At 61.3% G+C, this 16,903-nt stretch carries 14 protein-coding genes; 12 read left to right on the plus strand and 2 right to left on the minus strand.

Features of this window, described 5'->3' with window-relative positions; genetic code table 11:
• The first annotated feature begins 4 nt into the window (after positions 1 to 4).
• The 5 genes from Q2T52_RS24935 to Q2T52_RS24955 are packed head-to-tail and all read left to right on the plus strand — an operon-like array spanning position 5 to position 5,701.
• Positions 5 to 1,015, plus strand: a complete 1,011-nt coding sequence (locus tag Q2T52_RS24935) for an ABC transporter permease (RefSeq protein ID WP_302079635.1) — start codon at positions 5 to 7, stop codon at positions 1,013 to 1,015.
• 3 nt (positions 1,016 to 1,018) lie between these two features.
• Complete coding sequence (locus Q2T52_RS24940; protein WP_302079636.1) at positions 1,019 to 1,858, plus strand: ABC transporter permease; 840 nt, start codon at positions 1,019 to 1,021, stop codon at positions 1,856 to 1,858.
• Positions 1,859 to 1,865: 7 nt separating this feature from the next.
• The gene (locus Q2T52_RS24945; protein ID WP_302079637.1) at positions 1,866 to 3,251 is read left to right on the plus strand and encodes an ABC transporter substrate-binding protein; all 1,386 of its coding nucleotides are present in this window, start codon (positions 1,866 to 1,868) and stop codon (positions 3,249 to 3,251) included.
• 15 nt (positions 3,252 to 3,266) lie between these two features.
• Positions 3,267 to 3,647, plus strand: coding sequence for a VOC family protein (locus Q2T52_RS24950; RefSeq protein WP_302079638.1), 381 nt, complete (start codon positions 3,267 to 3,269; stop codon positions 3,645 to 3,647).
• Positions 3,647 to 5,701: a formylglycine-generating enzyme family protein gene (locus tag Q2T52_RS24955; protein WP_302079639.1), complete on the plus strand. Its 2,055-nt coding sequence runs from the start codon at positions 3,647 to 3,649 to the stop codon at positions 5,699 to 5,701. Before Q2T52_RS24950 ends, Q2T52_RS24955 begins: the two co-directional genes overlap by 1 nt.
• On the opposite strand, the gene Q2T52_RS24960 is transcribed toward Q2T52_RS24955, so the two are convergent.
• Positions 5,698 to 6,747, minus strand: coding sequence for a LacI family DNA-binding transcriptional regulator (locus Q2T52_RS24960; RefSeq protein WP_302079640.1), 1,050 nt, complete (start codon positions 6,745 to 6,747; stop codon positions 5,698 to 5,700). The two genes, Q2T52_RS24955 and Q2T52_RS24960, sit on opposite strands and share 4 nt — an antisense overlap.
• 118 nt (positions 6,748 to 6,865) lie before the next feature.
• Here Q2T52_RS24960 and bglB point away from each other — a divergent pair, with 118 nt between their 5' ends.
• The 7 genes from bglB to Q2T52_RS24995 all read left to right on the plus strand — a co-directional run bounded on the left by bglB (position 6,866) and on the right by Q2T52_RS24995 (position 15,875).
• Entirely contained in the window at positions 6,866 to 7,966 is a 1,101-nt protein-coding gene (bglB, locus tag Q2T52_RS24965; protein WP_302079641.1) for a beta-galactosidase BglB, read from the plus strand.
• Positions 7,963 to 8,799, plus strand: a complete 837-nt coding sequence (gene kduI, locus Q2T52_RS24970) for a 5-dehydro-4-deoxy-D-glucuronate isomerase (RefSeq protein WP_302079642.1) — start codon at positions 7,963 to 7,965, stop codon at positions 8,797 to 8,799. The genes bglB and kduI overlap by 4 nt, the downstream gene beginning before the upstream one ends.
• Positions 8,796 to 11,270: a hypothetical protein gene (locus Q2T52_RS24975; RefSeq protein ID WP_302079643.1), complete on the plus strand. Its 2,475-nt coding sequence runs from the start codon at positions 8,796 to 8,798 to the stop codon at positions 11,268 to 11,270. Before kduI ends, Q2T52_RS24975 begins: the two co-directional genes overlap by 4 nt.
• A gap of 59 nt (positions 11,271 to 11,329) precedes the next feature.
• On the plus strand, positions 11,330 to 12,592 hold the full coding sequence (locus Q2T52_RS24980; protein WP_302079644.1) for an ABC transporter substrate-binding protein: 1,263 nt from the start codon (positions 11,330 to 11,332) through the stop codon (positions 12,590 to 12,592).
• Between the two features lie 147 nt (positions 12,593 to 12,739).
• Positions 12,740 to 13,735 carry a carbohydrate ABC transporter permease gene (locus Q2T52_RS24985; protein WP_302079668.1) on the plus strand — a complete coding sequence of 332 codons (996 nt, stop codon included), beginning with the start codon at positions 12,740 to 12,742 and terminating at the stop codon, positions 13,733 to 13,735.
• Positions 13,735 to 14,787: a carbohydrate ABC transporter permease gene (locus tag Q2T52_RS24990; RefSeq protein WP_302079645.1), complete on the plus strand. Its 1,053-nt coding sequence runs from the start codon at positions 13,735 to 13,737 to the stop codon at positions 14,785 to 14,787. The genes Q2T52_RS24985 and Q2T52_RS24990 overlap by 1 nt, the downstream gene beginning before the upstream one ends.
• A gap of 11 nt (positions 14,788 to 14,798) precedes the next feature.
• Positions 14,799 to 15,875, plus strand: a complete 1,077-nt coding sequence (locus Q2T52_RS24995) for an ABC transporter ATP-binding protein (protein WP_302079646.1) — start codon at positions 14,799 to 14,801, stop codon at positions 15,873 to 15,875.
• Here Q2T52_RS24995 and Q2T52_RS25000 read toward each other — a convergent pair.
• Entirely contained in the window at positions 15,872 to 16,780 is a 909-nt protein-coding gene (locus Q2T52_RS25000; RefSeq protein ID WP_302079647.1) for a LysR family transcriptional regulator, read from the minus strand. The two genes, Q2T52_RS24995 and Q2T52_RS25000, sit on opposite strands and share 4 nt — an antisense overlap.
• Positions 16,781 to 16,903 lie beyond the last annotated feature (123 nt).

A 16,903-nucleotide genomic window follows, 5' to 3' on the forward strand; every position in this document is an offset into this window, starting at 1 on the left:
GCCCATGGCGAGCTTTCTCCTGAGACGTCTGATCGCGCTGATCCCCGTCATGTGCATCGTGCTGGTGATTGTGTTTTCGCTTGTCCGCATCATTCCCGGCGACCCCGCCGTGACGCTGCTCGGACCGGGGGCGACGGAGGCGCAGATCTCAGCACTCAGAGCTCAGCTCGATCTCGACAAACCCGTCGTCCTGCAATTTCTGTCCTACACATTCGGCCTGCTGCAAGGCGATTTCGGCGTGTCACTGAAAAGCGGACAGCCCGTCGCCCATGAAATCCTGACCCGCCTGCCCGCGACGATAGAGCTCTCAGTGCTCGCGGTCATCGTCGCCGTCATCTTCGGCATCCCGATCGGCGTCTTGTCGGCGACGCGGCCTAATTCGCTGTTCGATCATATAACGCGCATCGTCTCGCTGCTCGGCGTTTCCATGCCCGCCTTCCTGTTGGCGCTGATCCTGCAACTGATCTTCGGCACCTGGCTGGGTCTGCTGCCGGTTTCCGGGCGCATGAGTTCCTTCATCACCGCCGATGCCGTGACAGGCTTTGCGGTGCTGGATGGCCTGCTGACCGGCAATCTGGCAGCGGCTGGAAGCGCGCTTCTGCACCTGATACTGCCGACCGCCGTGCTGGCGGCATTTCTCGCCGCCACCCTCGGACGCTTCGTGCGCAACACCATGCTGGATGTGATGACGGAAGACTTCATCCGCACGGCGCGCGCCAAGGGCCTGCCACAGCGCGATGTCATTCTGAAGCACGGGCTTCGCAATTCGCTGCTGCCAGCCGTGACGGTGATCGGCCTCAAGTTCGCGGAAATGCTGGGGGGCGCCATCCTCACGGAAACCATCTTCGCCTGGCCGGGCATCGGCCGTTTCATGTTCGAGGCAATCAAGAACCGCGACTACCCGGTGATCCAGGGCACGACGCTGGTCTTTGCACTGATGTTCGTGCTCACCTCCATTATCGTCGATTTGATCTACGGCCTTCTCGATCCCCGCATTCGCAAGAAGGTAGCCTGAGCGATGCGCGATATTTTCAAGTTCCTGCGCTACAATCCACTCGCGGTCGTCGGGCTGGCCATCCTGTTATTGCTGATCGCGCTAGTCACCATCGGCCCATGGCTCTCGCCCTACTCGCCCACCAAGCTGGACGTGCTGCACAAGCTGGCTCTCCCCAGTGCCACCCACTGGCTTGGTACGGATGCCTTTGGCCGCGATGTGCTGACGCGCGTCATGGTCGGCGGTCAGGCAACCCTTGTCATCGGCGTTGGCGTGGTCGCCATTGCCTTTGCGGTCGGCGTCTTCTTCGGAATGCTGGCAGGCTTTGCAGGCGGCTGGACGGATACCATCATCATGCGACTGGTCGATGCCATTCTCGCCTTCCCGGCACTGGTGCTCGCTATTGCACTGGCTGCCGCCTTCGGCCCGAGCCTGGAAAACGCCATGCTGGCGGTCGCAATCACGCTGGCTCCGCAGTTTGCCCGTGTGGCCCGCAGTCAAGCGCTGAGCATTTCCGTGCTGCCGTATGTGGAAGCGGCCATTTCGCTGGGCCTGCCCACGCACCGCATCCTGCTGCGCTACGTGTTTGCAAACGGGCTTGGTCCGCTGCTTGTACAATCGACGCTCGCGCTCGGCAGCGCCATCCTGCAGACGGCGAGTCTCGGCTTCCTGGGACTTGGGGCGCAGCCGCCCTTGTCTGAATGGGGCGCGGATGTCTCATCCAATCTGCAATATGTGCGAAGCGCTGCCTGGGTGGCGCTATCCCCCGGCATGGCCATTCTTCTGGCAGTGCTCTCCTTTAACCTGATCGGCGACTCCCTGGCGGACTGGTTCAATCCGCGCCGTCGCAGCGAATTGCAGTGAGGCGAGCATGGACCTGCTGACAATGAGTCTAGAAAAGGTGGACTTTCTGCCGCCCAACCGCGTCACCGATGACACCAGCATTCTCACCCTGAAGAACCTGGTGTTCGAACCGCTTCTGAAATGGGAAAACGGGCTAGTGCGTCCAGCCCTGTTCGAGCGGTGGGTACGCTCCGCCGATGGCCGCGAATGGCGCTTCTTCATTCGCCAAGGCGCCACCTTTCACGACGGCAAACCCTGCACCTCTCAAGATATCATCGCCTTTATTGCGGACATCCTAACGGCAGTGGATACCTTCGGCATGAAGTGGTCCTATGCGCGCTACCTCGCGCAAGCCACCATTTCACCCGAAGCCGGCAATGTGGTGCTGGTCCGCAACCCCACGCCGATTGCTGATATTCTCGACATCTTCTCGGAATTCTACATCTGCCGCACCACCAACGACGGTCGCCCAATCCTCGGCACCGGCCCCTATCAGGTCAGCGAATTCGAAGTGGGTCAGCGGGCGGTTCTGGACCGCGTCTCGCGCGGAACCGGGCCTGACCGGATCGTTGCGCTGGCAGAGCGTCGCGCCGAAGCACGTTACGAGAGCCTGAAGGCTGGATGGTCGGACGCTGCGCTCAATCTGGAGCGGATCGAGGGAGTGCTCGACTTCAGTGAAGACTTCCAGTGGGGCAAGGCGGTCAACACGCTCTCGGTCATGTATTACCTCAATTGCCAGAGCGGGCTGTTCCGTTCGCCGGAGGCGCGTCTTGCGGCAAACCATGCCGTGGACGGCAGCGTGATCGCCCGCGACATCTTTCACGGACTGGCAATCGCCTCCTCAACCATCGTCAGCCCTTTTCATCTGGGCGCACGCGAAGCTGGGCTGAAGCCCATCCCATACGATGTGGAGAAGGCGCGTCGCCTCATAGACAAGGCCGAGGTGAGTGGGCCAATCCAGTTGCGTACGCCGACATTCATGCCGGAACGCGCGCCCGAAATCAGCACCTATGTGGCCGATTGCCTGGAAAAGATCGGCCTGAACGTTGATGTGCAGATCGAGGAGGATCGTCCCGAATACGCACGCCAGATCGGCCGCAAGGAAATGGGCGACATGGCGATCTTCGATTCCTCGCCCCACAGCACCTACCGTATTCTGAACGATAAAATATCCAGCACAACAAAAGCCGTCTGGTGGCAGGGTTTCGATGATGCGGAAACAGAGCGACTGATTTCCGCCGCCAACTGCGCCGTTTCCGATATCGAGCGAGAGGTTGCTTATGGTCGCTGCCTCAAGCGGCTGCACGACAATCCGCCCTGGCTTTATCTGGTTCATCCGATCGATGTGTTTGCCGCGTCCAAGACGGCGCCCGGTCTATCGATCGACCACAAGGGCACACTGAATATTTCCTAATCGCAAGGGGTTGCCATGACCAAGGATTACTCGATCACCTTCTTCTATTACGACGACATCCACGCCGTTGCTCCCTTTTACGAGAACGTGTTGGGCTTTGAACTCGTGCTCGATCAAGGCATGGCCCGGATCTATCGCATCGCGGGTCGCAATTACTTCGGGATCGTGGATGGCAATCGTGGCCACTGCAAGCATCAGGAAAAGAGCGCGGTGCTGCTGACCATCGTCGCGGAGGACGTGGCAGGCTGGCATGCGAAACTGAAAGAAGCGGGCGTGCCTAAGCAAAGCGAGATGCTGCGCGGCACCTTCTGCGAGCACTTCTTCTTCGAGGATCCGGCCGGTTACGCCATTGAGATCCAGCGCTTCCACAATCCTGACGTAGCGAAGTTATTCTGATGTTACACGACGCACGCCCTCCCCTTTCAGCATTTTTCGAAACGCTTCGGGCGCGTGCCCGCGACTTCGGCAGCGCACCGCTTCTGGCCTTGCCGGACGGCTCTGTTGCAGATTTGAAGACCGGCTACATTCCGCTGCTGGTGCATTTCAGCGAGGAAGACAAGGCCGCAAAGGGGCTGCGCAAGCTGAAAGAGCACCAGGAGGTTGAGCCTGCGGTCTATTTTTCTGCACTTGAGATGGTGCGTGAACATCGCTCTCTTCTGTTGCTGGGAGAAACCGGCAGCGGCAAGACGACATTCGCACGGCACCTCGCCTATCGCTTGGCAACAGGCCGCATGGAAGTGGCAAGCCTTCCGCGCAACGATTTTGGCGCCGTGCGCGAAGAACGCTGGGATACAACGAATATTTTGCCAGTCTATATTCCAGTCACCGCGGAGCAAGGCCTTACCCGGCAGCTGGCAAGCCACTACCCCGAGCTCGAAACCACCTTGGCGGACACCGCATGGCAAGAGTCGGATGAGACGCTGCTGGTCATTCTGGATGGGGTGGAAGTAGCAGCCCCCTCCCTTCTTTACGAAGCAGCCAATTTGCAAGCGCGATATCCCCGTATCCGCGTTCTTGCCCTCGGTGAACGTTCGGAGGTGAAAGGCTGGCTACTTTCGACCGACTGGACGCGCATCGAACTGCTGCCCCTGCTTGAAATTCAGCGACACGAAGCGGTTAAGCGGCTTGCTCCGCACGGCTCCGACGTTACCGTGGCACAGGGCGACGCTGCCGCCAATCCAGCACAGTTTGCAATGGCACTTTCGAGCGGCGTTGCAGGCACCTCAATGGAAGAGATCGCCGACGCCTGGACCAACAGGATTGCGGGAGACCCATCCACCGCCAGCTTCCTCTGCGGTCTCGCTTTTGACGCGTTGAGTGGCAAGCTGAACGATCCGACAGTTCTACCGGTTCGGCGCGTCAGGCAGATGCTGGCCGCGCGCCATCTTGCCGACCAGCCCGCATCACTTGCTGTCGGCGTTTTCCGCAAAGATGCGGCCCTTTGGGCGCCGGTGTTGCGCAGTCTTGCGCGTCGTGTTGCCGGCACGCCGCGTGCAGCAACCCTCATAGAAACACTTCTCTCCAGCAAAGGGCAAACACCCCTGCGCGGCGCCTTGCTGGCGGCTGAACTGATCGACGAAAATGACAGCCAGATCCCTGAGCTGCGCCGCCTTCTCCTGCAAATCATCGAGGAGGGCGCGCTTTCCATGGTGGAACGAGAGCGTGCCGGCCGCCACCTCTCGCGTCTCGGCGATCCGCGCGATCTGACGGCGCTGGCGGATGTGCCGGGTGGTGCCTTCACTTTCGGCTCGGAGGCGCATTCGAATTCCGAACCGTCCCATCTCCTGGAAGTCAAGCCCTTCCGCATTGGCGTCTATCCCGTCGTCAACGATTCATACGGACGGTTTATTCAAGAAACCGGAAGACTATGGCGCAGCCCTGATGGCTTTGACCCAGAACGTCGCAATGCGCCCGCCACCGACCTCACCTGGCGAGACGCCAATGTCTATTGTGCATGGCTGACGAAGAAATGGCGAGCAGAAGGCCGGATCACCGAGGACGACGTTGTACGTCTGCCAACCGAACCGGAATGGGAGCGTGCGGCGCGCGGTGCCCAGTCAGACGCAGGCCATGCCGAGGTCTACCCCTGGGGTCTGGGATGGCAGGACGACGCGTCCAACTCGGAAGAGGCGGGCTTCAACAACACCTGCACCGTGGGACTATTTCCGAAAGGTCGTTCGCCCTATGGCTGCTATGACATGGTGGGCCAGGTCTGGGAATGGTGCACGACGCTCTGGGGCGAGGATATGGCAAGCCCAAGCTTCCGCTACCCCTATAGCGATGACGGGCGAGAAAATCCGGAAGCCGGCCCCGGCATCCGTCGCGTGCTGCGCGGCGGCTGCTTCTCCAGCGGAAAGCTGAAGGCCAACTGCACCTATCGCGGCAGCCTGGAGCCGGATGGCTTCTGGCGGGGCAACGGCTTCCGCATCGTCGTGGCGAAGGCGAACTAATCCTTCGGTGGCGCCGTAGAGGACCGCTCGATGAGATGACAGGCAAGCTCCACCCGGCGCGCAGGGTAAACCATGCCAGCCGCCGCATCGCGCAAGAGGTCCAGGCCGACCGCGCCGATCTCGCGCATCGGCAAATGCATGGTCGTCAGCGGCGGGTTGAAGAAAGCAGCCTGCGGCAAGTCGTCCATGCCGACCACGGAGACATCGCCGGGCACAGACAACCCCGTGCGTTGCACTCCGAGAATGGCACCTAGCGCCAGACTGTCTCCGGCGGTCAGGATGGCCGTAAAATCCTGCCCGCGCTCGGATATCCGCTTGGCGATCGCATCGGCGGCCAGCTCCGGCAGCCAGTCATCGACCGTCACGACAAGATCGTCGTCAACCTGCAGCCCCCGCGCCTTCAGGGCATCCTGCCAGCCTTCCATGCGGTGAACGATGGTGCGACGACCGGGGCGCATGAGAAACAGGATGCGGCGATGGCCAAGCCCGATCAGATGTTCCGCCGCAACCCGCGCCGCCGAGCGGTTGCTCGGCGTGACGCTGGAGAGCCGCATGGAGGGATCATGGCCATTCAGAAGAATCACAGGCTTTGAAAAATCCCGCGTCGCGGCCAGCATAGCCTCGTCATCGACCGTCAGGAACAACAGGCCCGATACGGCCGGATCATTGCGCGCTTCTTCCAGCAACTGCTTCTCATCCTGCGTGTCAGCGACCGCCCGCTGCACGACATCGAGACCGAGCGTGGCGGCACGGTCCTTCAGCCCTTCGAGCACATAAAGCGTGAACTGGTTGCGCACATAATCCAGCATGGCAGCGCTTGAGGCGGCGAGGATGACCTGGCTGCCGGCGAGATTGGCGGAGACCGTGTAGTTCACCTGCTTGGCAGCGGCGAGTACCTTTTCCCTGATCTCAAGCCGCACGCCCTTTTCGCCCGCCAGGGCCCGCGACGCCGTGCTGAGCGAAACACCAGCCGCTGCCGCAACGTCATCCAGCGTGATACGGCGGCTCTTCTTGCCGCGCTTGCCGGCAACAGGTTTTGCGTCCATCGGGAAATCCTCCTTCCGCAAACTGCAAGAAATTTTCATGTTGCGCAATCTTTTTCGTCGTGACTAAATTCCTTTCAAGGAGCCGCAGAGGAGTGTGGCCACATATCGGGAGGACTGCATGGCCTTGGATGGATCCACCATTCTTGCCAATCTGGATCGGCTTGTCGCCGGCATGACCGGCCTGAAGGACGACGGCCGTTTTCATGAGCCCAATCTGGATGGAACGGCGGGCGATTATATTTCCTTCGACAGCTGGGAATGGCCGCAGGGTGTGGCCCTTTATGGCTTGATCCGCCTCTGGCAGTTCACAGACCGCGCCGATCTGAAGGCATTGATCGAAAACTGGTACGAAAAGCGCCTGACCGCTGGCCTGCCGTCGCTCAACGTCAACACGACGGCACCGATGCTCGGCCTTTCGCTGCTGTGGCGCGAGACGAAGGACGATCGTTGGAAGGCAGCCCTTGATAACTGGGCCGACCGCGTTGTCGCCGACATGGGCCGCACGGAAGAGCGCGCCTTCGAGCACCACGTCTCCGACAAGGTGAACGATGACGAGCTGTGGGACGACACGCTCTATATGGTCGGGCTGTTCCTTGCGTCCTACGGCCAGGGCAGCGGGCGTCGCGAATTCGTGGATGAGGCAGCCCTGCAATTCCTCGTCCATGCCCGTTATTTGGCCGACACCGAAACCGGCCTCTGGTTCCATGGCTGGACCTTCAACGGTCGCCACAACTTCGCACGCGCCCGCTGGGCCCGCGGCAATGCCTGGATCACTGCCGGCGTTCTCGATCTCTTCGATCTCGCAGAACTGCCGAAGCCGGTGAAGGATTATCTGCAGGGCGTGTTGGTGGCGCAGGTGAATGGCCTTCTGCCGTTGCAGGCGGAAAGCGGCGCTTGGCGCACGCTGCTGGATGATCCGACATCCTATGAGGAAACCTCCGCGACAGCGGGTATCGGTTATGGTCTCCTGAAAGGCTATCGCCTTGGTCTCGGCACCGAGCAATGGCGCAAGGCTGGCCTGAAGGCGGTCGAATTCGTGCTGCGCAACATCGACCCGCAGGGCACCGTGCTGAACGTGTCCTACGGCACGCGCATGGGTCACGACCTGCAGTTCTACAAGGATATCCCGATCCAGCCCACCGGCTACGGCCAGGCGCTGTCGATCCTTTGCCTCTCCGAGGCTCTGAACCATGTCAGCACGGAGGCGAAAGTCGCATGACCATGCGCGTTCTCTACGGGGCCGCCCCCGCCGACATCAAGAGCTACGACACCGCCAAGCTCCGGGAAGCCTTCCTGATCGAGGATCTCTTCCAGCAAGGACAGGCCACCTTCGTCTACACCCATGTCGATCGCCTGATCCTGGGCGGAGCGGTTCCGACATCCGCACCGCTGACGTTCGGTTCGGGCGAGGATATCGGCACGCCCTATCTTCTCTCGGCGCGCGAAATGGGCATCGCCAATCTTGGGCAGGCCGGCACGATCACTGTTGATGGCACCGCCTTCCACCTGGAAAACCGTGATGTGCTCTATGTCGGTCGCGGCGCTCAGGTTCTGACGGCTGAAAGCGACGATTCGGCTAGCCACGCACGCTTCTACATGAATTCGGTTCCGGCCGGGGCCGATCACCCGCATCGGCTCATCACGCGAGCGGAATCGAAACTGCTCGAACTAGGAAACGCCAAGCGCTCCAACCATCGCAAGCTTCGCATGTATATCCACCCGCAGGTGGCCCCCTCATGCCTGCTGTTGATGGGCATTACGGACCTCTCCGAAGGCAGTGTCTGGAACACCATGCCGCCGCATCTGCATGAGCGGCGCATGGAAGCCTACTGCTACTTCGATCTCGCCCCCGAAGACCGCGTCATCCACCTGATGGGACGCCCGGACGAAACACGAAACCTGATCGTCGCCAATGGCGATGCCCTGATTTCCCCCGCCTGGTCCATTCACATGGGCGCGGGTACCGGTCCCTATGCCTTCGTCTGGGGCATGACCGGCGAAAACCAAGAATACAATGATGTGGCCCCGGTGGCCGTGGCGGACTTGAAATGAGCACAGATCAGAACTGGATGCGGAAAACCTTGAGCGCCGGCGAGCCGATGCGCTACTGGCAGCTTGGCGCGCTGATGGAGGAACGTTTCGACGTTCCCGATGCGCCGATGCATGGGGAGATGGACCCCTTCTTCTTCCTCACCAAGCACAAGAATTTCATTCCGCACGAATATCCGTGCCGCACCATCTTCGCGAAGACTTATCGTGAGAAACGCCCGGATGTGCGAGGAAGCTTCGAGGCCGCCCGCTGGTGGCTGCCCTTCGGTTCGCCGCGCGTCGATCTCTCCGGCTTCTGGTTCCGTCCCACGCGCCTTGCCACCTGGGGCCGCACCTATCTGGAAGCGGAAGCCGCGGGAACTGCCAAGGTTCGCCTCGGCACCTGCGGCGGCGCGTTTGTCTTCGTCAACGGCCAGGAAGTGGGCTGGATGGCACCTTACGGCCGCAACCTCGAATCCAAGCAGGAATTCGACCTGCCGCTCACGGCAGGCTCCAACGAGATCACGCTGTTCTTCGACGATCTCGCCGAGCGTGACGCCCGCTATTTCTTCCAGATGGATTTCCTCTCCGGCCCCGCCGTCACGCTTGCCGTGCCGGTTCCTGTCGAAGGCTCTGTCGCCGAAAGCATCGAGGGCGCGCTGGAAGGCATGCATCTCGATAAGAAGGCCTACTTCGGCGGCGATATCGTGCTGTTGCTAGCAAAGCCCCTGCCGGTCGCCGTCGATGTGAACGTGGCCGTCGAAGGCGACTTCATGTCCCGCGAGCGCTTCGATTATGACTACAAGCTGGCAGCCGGTGCGACGAGCCTCAATTTGGGCCCTTCGGAAAAGGCGCCTGCCGACTTCCGCCATTTCCGCATCACGCTGGATGCTGGCGGCTTCGTCGCCGCACGTCCGCTGGGCGTCGAGATCTGCCATGCGGAGCGCCAGGGTACCGCCCCGGCCTCACTGAAAGATCGCATCCGCGAGACACTGGATGAAGTTTCCGAACATTCCGAGCGCGATACCGTGCGCGCCTTTGCCCGTCTGGCCAGTGGCCGCGGCGGTGCCGACACGGATGCGATGATCGAGGAAATCCTGCCCTCGATCGAGGATTGCCATGACTGCGCCGACTTCTCGCTGGTGCCGCTGATCTGGTCGCGCACCGTCTGGGGCGCCGATATCAACGAAAAGACCCGCGCCCGCATCGACAACGCCATCCTGAACTATCGCTACTGGATGGATGAGCCCGGCAATGACGTGCAGTGGTATTTTTCCGAAAACCACGCGCTGCTGTTCCACACCTCCTGCTACCTCGCTGGTCATCTGCTCTCTGACAAGACCTTCGTTCGCTCCGGCCGCAAGGGTTCCGAGCAGAGCCGCATCGGCGCCGAGCGCGTGCGCGCCTGGCTCGATCATTTCGAGCACTGGGAAATGGCGGAGTTCAACTCCGCGCCCTATTTCCCGATCGACCTGAAGGGCCTGACGGCACTGGCCGCGATCGCACCGGATGCCGATATTGCCGAACGCGCCAAGGCTGGTATCGTGCGGCTCTGCGAAGTCGTCGCCCGCTCCGCCCATCACGGCATGATCACCGCTGCCCAGGGCCGCTCCTACGAGCATACGCTCTGCGCCGGCCGTTCGCTGGAGCTTTCCGCCGTTGCCCGCCTGCTCTGGGGCACAGGCTGGTATGGCCGCCGCGTGCATGCCCTGCCGCAGATGGCGGTCTGCCTGCGCGATCACGGGCTGGTCGTTCCTGAAGAGACCAAGGCCATTGCGGACCTGCGTGGAAGCCATCATCAGGAATGGCGCTTCGCGCAAGGCCAGGACAGCTTTGCCGCGCTCTATCACTACAAGGGCGAACACTACGCCATGGGCTCCGCCGTCCATTACCGCTGGGGCGACTGGGGCTATCAGGAAACCGTGCTGCATCTGCGCGTCGGCGAAACGCCGGAAGCCGCCGTCTGGATCAATCATCCGGGCGAAGTCATCCAGCTCGGCTATGGCCGTCCGTCCTATTGGGGCGGCTGCGGGACCGTGCCGCGCGTGCAGCAATATCGAGGCCTCGCCATCGCGGATTTCGCGCTGCATGACGATCAACCGGAATTTTCGCATGCGTGGTTCCCGAAGGCGGAATTCGATGAAACCCGCATCCACGGCTCGACCGCTCTGGCCCGCAGCGGCAGCGGCGCAGTCGTCCTGCTCGGCAGCGGCGCATTGGAGTTTGTCGAAGAGGGCCCCTCGGCCGGCGCCGAGCTGCGGCTGAACGGCAAGAAGACCCGCTGGATCGTGCGCGTCTGCGAAGCCGGCGATCTTGCATCCGCCGAAAGTCGGTACGGGAAACTTGAGGCGAAGCTTTTGGAAGATGGTACATTCGTCATAGACGATCCCGATTATGGGCCGGTTCGTTTCCGGGCGGATGGGAGCGTCGAGGCGGAAGGCCGCACCATCGCACGTGCAGACTACACCGTGAAAGGCGAGGCACTTCAGCTGTAAATATACCCACAAGGGGGCGGGCGGAGGATCCCGGCCCCATTCGAAGAGGAGGAGATGGCATGATTTTGAAGTCGTTCTTGGCAGCGTCCGCTATGGCGCTGCTGGCATCCACCGCCCATGCGGGCGATGTCCGCATCATGTGGTATTCGGACGGGGTGGAAGGCGAGGTCTTCCAGGACCTGATCAACCGCTTCAAGGCGCAGAACCCGGGCATCAACGTCATCGTCGATAACGTTGCCTACAATGTCATCAAGGAACAGCTGCCGGTTCAGCTCGAAGCCGGCAACGGCCCGGATATCGCCCGCGTCACATCGATCAAGGATCTCGCCAAGCACTGGCTGGACCTGCGCCCGCTGGTCGCGAATGCCGCCTATTGGGACGAGAACTTTGGCCAGCAGGCCGACTGGATGCGCCCTGATGGCTCCAACCAGATCTCCGGCTTCATGACGCAGCTGACGCTGACCGGCGGCTTTGCCAACAAGACGCTGTTCGAGCAGGCTGGCGTTCCGCTGCCCGGCCCGAAAGCCACCTGGGAAGAATGGGCGGCTGCTTCCAAGAAGGTTGCCGCAAGCCAGCAGATCCCCTATCCGATGGCGCTTGACCGCTCCGGCCACCGCATCAGCGCGCCGAACATCTCCTATGGTGCGAACTATATCGGTGCTGACGGAAAGCCGGCAGCCCTCGACCAGGGCGCGAAGGCCTACCTTACCAAGTTCATCGACTGGGCCAAGGATGGCACGATGAGCAAGGACGTCTGGGTTTCCGCTGCAGGCCAGACCTATCGCGCCGCCGCCGATGACTTCATCAACGGTCAGGTCGCCTTCTACTATGCCGGCTCCTGGCAGATCCCGAACTTCGCCAAGAAGATCGGTAACAACTTTGACTGGGTGGCAACCGGCAGCCCCTGCGGTCCCGCAGCCTGCACCGGCCTGCCCGGTGGCGCGGCTCTGGTAGCGGTCAAGTACACCAAGAACCCGAAGGAAGTCGCCAAGGTGATGGATTACCTGGCGAGCGAGCCTGTTATCAAGGAGTTCTCCGAACGTACTCTGTTCCTGCCGGCCCACAAGGCGGTGCTCGCCAAGGGCGTCGACTTCAAGACCGACAGCCCGCTGGTCAAGGACGCGCTGAACAAGTTCGTCGAAGCCACCAAGACCACCTCCGACATGGCGCAGAAGATGCCGGGCTGGCGCTGGTCCGATACCGTGTACGGCGCGATCGTGACCCGCGTTGCCCAGGCGATCGCAGGCGAAATGCCGACGCAGGAAGCGCTGACCCGCATCGACGCGGATGTCGCAGCCAAGGTCAAGGCCTCCGGCCTCTGAGCCTGCCCGACACCGGTTGCCCTCCTCGCGAGGGCAACCCTTTTCGAGAAGTCGCAGATCCGTCGAGCCATCCGAGATCAGTCTTGGGGGAAGAATGTCATGTCTCAAAGCCAGCCGGCAACCCGGCCCCTCGCCCCGGCCCCGAAGATGAGCGCTGCCTCGCTGGCGCTCATGCCGGTTCATTTTATCATGGGCCTTGCCGACAAGCCGTTGCGCGCGCTGCAGAAGGCGGCCGGCATCGGTGGCATGGCGACCTTCTTCCTCGCGCCGAACATGCTGATCTTCAGCATCTTCGTGCTGTTGCCGATCATCATCAATATCGTCTATTCGCTGACCGGCGGCACCGCGATCTTCCTCAATGAGCGGACTTTCGTCGGCACCGACCAATATGCCCACATATTCAATTGCAGCAATTATCTCGATCCGCGCTCCTGCCAGGAGGATGCCTTCTGGACAGCTGTCGGCAACACCTTCTGGTTCGTCGTCATCCAGGTGACACTGCTGATCGTCTGCTCGCTGATCACCGCGCTGATCCTCAACCGCGATCTGATGGCGCGCTCCTTCTGGCGCGCGGTGTTCTTCTTTCCGGTGCTGCTGTCGCCGGTTGTCGTCGGCCTCATCTGGCGCTGGATTTTGCAGCGTCAGGGCCTGTTGAACTACATTCTCTACCCCTTCGGCCACGATCCGGTGACCTGGCTTTCGGACCGCACGGTCGCCTTTGCCGCCGCTGTGGGCGTGTCCATCTGGGCGCATATGGGCTTCTACACGCTGATCCTGCTGGCCGGCCTGCAGGCCATACCGAAGGATCTCTACGAGGCCGCCGAAATGGATGGCACGCGGGCCATGCGCGTTTTCCGCCGCATCACCCTGCCGCTCCTGATGCCGAACCTCCTCGTTGTCGTGGTGCTGGCGCTGATCAAGGCCGTTCAGGTGTTCGATGAAGTCTATGTTCTGACGGGCGGCGGCCCCGGCACCGCCACGCAGTTCCTGACGCAATACATCTATGAAACTGGCTTCGTTTCGCAGCCACGCAATGCCGGTCTCGCTGCCGCCGCTTCCATCCTGATGGGCCTGGTTCTGGTGGTTCTGACCCTGATCCAGCTCGGCATCAGCAAACGCAATGAAAACAAGGGGAAACGCTGATGAGCAGGGTTACCCAATTCATCTTCCGCCGTCGCGGCGGCAAGGGCTGGCACTGGACGGATATCGCCACTTGGGTCTGGCTCATCGGCGGCCTGATCATCATGTTCGGCCCCGCCGTCTGGCTGGCGCTCTCCTCCTTCAAGACGCCAGCAGCACTCGCAGAATTCCCGCCCTCCATCCTGCCTTATGTCAGCCAGCAGGCCACCGTGCAGGGCTATGACAAGCCGCTGACCCTCTTCAATGCCACCATGCCTGACGGTTCGACGCGGGTACTGGCCGAGGTTCGCCGCGTGGGTACTGTCGCGCAGATGGTTGATCCGAAGGCACCGGCTGAGATCATCAAGGTCAACATCAACCAGCGCACGCCGGTTCGCAGCGTCTCGTTTTCGACGGAAAACTATGTGCAGCCCTTCCTGCATTTCGATTTCTTCCGCTATCTCTGGAATTCCGTCTTCGTGACCGTCACGGCGACGGTGATCACGCTGGTGGTCAATTCCATGGCCGCGTTTGCGCTGTCGAAATACGAGTTCAAGGGACGCAATGCCGCGATGCTGGTGATCCTTGCGACACTGATGGTGCCGCTGTCGGTCATCCTCGTGCCGCTCTACTCGATCATCTCGACGCTCGGTCTCTTCAACAATCTCTGGGGCGTCATCCTGCCGACGGTTGCAACACCCACTGGTGTCTTCATCCTGCGGCAATACATGCTGACCATACCCGACGAGCTGATCGACGCCGCGCGCATGGACAAGGCCTCAGAGTGGCAGATCTACTGGCGCATCGTGGTGCCGCTGACGGCGCCGGCGCTTGCTGTGCTTGCCATCTTCTCAGTCGTCTGGCGCTGGAACGACTTCCTCTGGCCGCTGATCGTGCTCTCACGCCGCGAGCTTTACACGCTCCAGGTCGGCCTCAACATCTATTCGGGCGAACTGAACGTCCAGTGGCACTTCATCCTGGCGATGACCGTCGTCACCATGATCCCGGTCGTTCTCGTCTTCATCTTCTTGCAGCGTTTCATCACGACCGGCATTGCCGGCACCGGACTGAAGTAGGACATACGTTAATGGGTAGCATCACACTCACCAATGTTCAGAAATCCTATGGCGCGGTGCATGTCCTGCATGACATCAACCTCGATATTCGCGCGGGCGAATTCGTTGTCTTCGTCGGCCCATCCGGCTGCGGCAAGTCCACGCTGCTGCGCGTCATCGCCGGGCTGGAGAAGATTACCGGCGGCGAACTCGCAATTGACGGCAAAAGGGTGAACGAGGTCTCCGCTGCCGATCGCGGCCTTGCCATGGTGTTCCAGTCCTATGCGCTTTACCCGCATATGAGCGTGCGGCAGAACCTTGCCTTCGGTCTGGAAAATTCCGGCATGCCGAAGGCCGAAATTGCTGAACGCATCGGCGAAGCGGCCCGTATGCTGGAGATCGAGCAATATATGGAGCGCCGTCCCGGTCAGCTTTCCGGCGGCCAGCGCCAGCGGGTCGCGATCGGCCGCGCCATCGTGCGCCGCCCCACCGCCTTCCTGCTGGATGAGCCGCTGTCCAACCTCGACGCGGAACTGCGCGTCTCCACCCGCGCCGAAATCGCAGCACTGCACGACCGTCTGAAATCCACGATGATCTACGTGACCCACGACCAGGTGGAGGCGATGACGCTGGCAAACCGCATCGTGGTCATGCGTGCCGGCAAAATCGAGCAGGTGGGCGCACCGCTCGACCTCTACAACAACCCGGCCAACCGCTTCGTGGCAGGTTTCATCGGCGCGCCGCATATGAATTTCATCGAAGGCGATGTGGTGGAAAGCACGGGCGGTACGGTCGTGATCAAGGCCGCGAACGGCGAGCAGTTCACCGCGCCGGTTCCCTTGAACGGCGTGACGACTGGCGAGCGGCTTTCGGTCGGCATCCGCCCGCAGCATATGGGCCTGTCGGAAACCGGTCGCGGGCTGCCTGCCAAGGTGCGGCTGGTTGAAGCGCTGGGCTCCGAAACGGTCATTCATGCCGAAGCGCTGGGGCAGAAACTGCTCGCCATCGTTCCGGGCCAGCGGCATCTCTCCGCCGGGGAAGCGATCACGCTCGCCTATGACGGTGCTCCAATCCACGTCTTCGGTGCGAATGGTCAGCGCGTGAACTAAGTGGGACTTGCCAAAAAGCGGGCGCGGTTCTCCTGAACCGTGTCCCGCAGGAACTGCATGACGGAACGCACACGCGGCACATGCAGGAGATCGTTGTGGCAGACGATCCAATAGTGACGCCGCAGCAACACATCCGGCAGCACACCCTTCAGTTCCGGATACTGATCCGCGATAAATTTTGGCAGTACGCAGAGGCCGAGGCCGTTTCGCGTCGCCGTAAGCTGCGCGAAAATACTGGAGCTTTGGAAGCTGGGGCGGATGCGCGGGTGGATATCGTCAAGATAATCCAGCCCCGGCGCAAAAATCATATCCTGGATGTAGCCGATGAAGGCGTGGTTCAGCAGATCCTCGCGGGATGACGGTTCGCCATTCCGCTGAAGGTAATCCCCTGTCGCATAGATGCTGAGCTGATATTCCGTCAGGTGTTCATGATGGTACGGACCCGCCTTGGGCGGGTCGAGGACAACAGCCAGGTCCGCCTCCTTGCGCGATAGCGCCATGATCTGCTGGATCGTCACCAATTCCAGCGAGATGCCCGGATAGGCCGTGGCCAGCTCACCCAGCCGATGGCTGAAGAAGAAATTGGAAATGCCTTCCGGTGCCGAAAGCCGCACCACGCCGCGCTGGAAGGCGGCACCGCTCGCGGCCTCCTCCTGCAAGCGCGCCGCCTCCAGTTCCACCTTTTCCGCCGTTTCCACGAAGCGATGGCCAAGCGGCGTCAGCACGTAACCGCGCGGATTGCGCTCGAAAAGCTTTACCTTCAGCGCAAATTCCAGCCGGTCGATACGGCGCAGCACCGTGGGATGGCTGGTGCGCAACTGCCGCGCTGCGGTGGAAAGCTGCCCCGTTCTGGCAACCGCCAGAAAGTACTGCAGATCGTCCCAAGTGAACTGCGTCTTCGACATTGGCCCCTCCACGTCTGTTCAAATCTGAACAGAACCTGTTTGCAATTAATTAACACCCCCCGTTGCGTCCATCGCGGAATTCGCTGATCATTCATGAGGACTTGCTGTTTTGAGGAGAGCAGC

The organism is Rhizobium oryzicola (assembly GCF_030504645.1).
GTDB lineage: Bacteria > Pseudomonadota > Alphaproteobacteria > Rhizobiales > Rhizobiaceae > Neorhizobium > Neorhizobium oryzicola.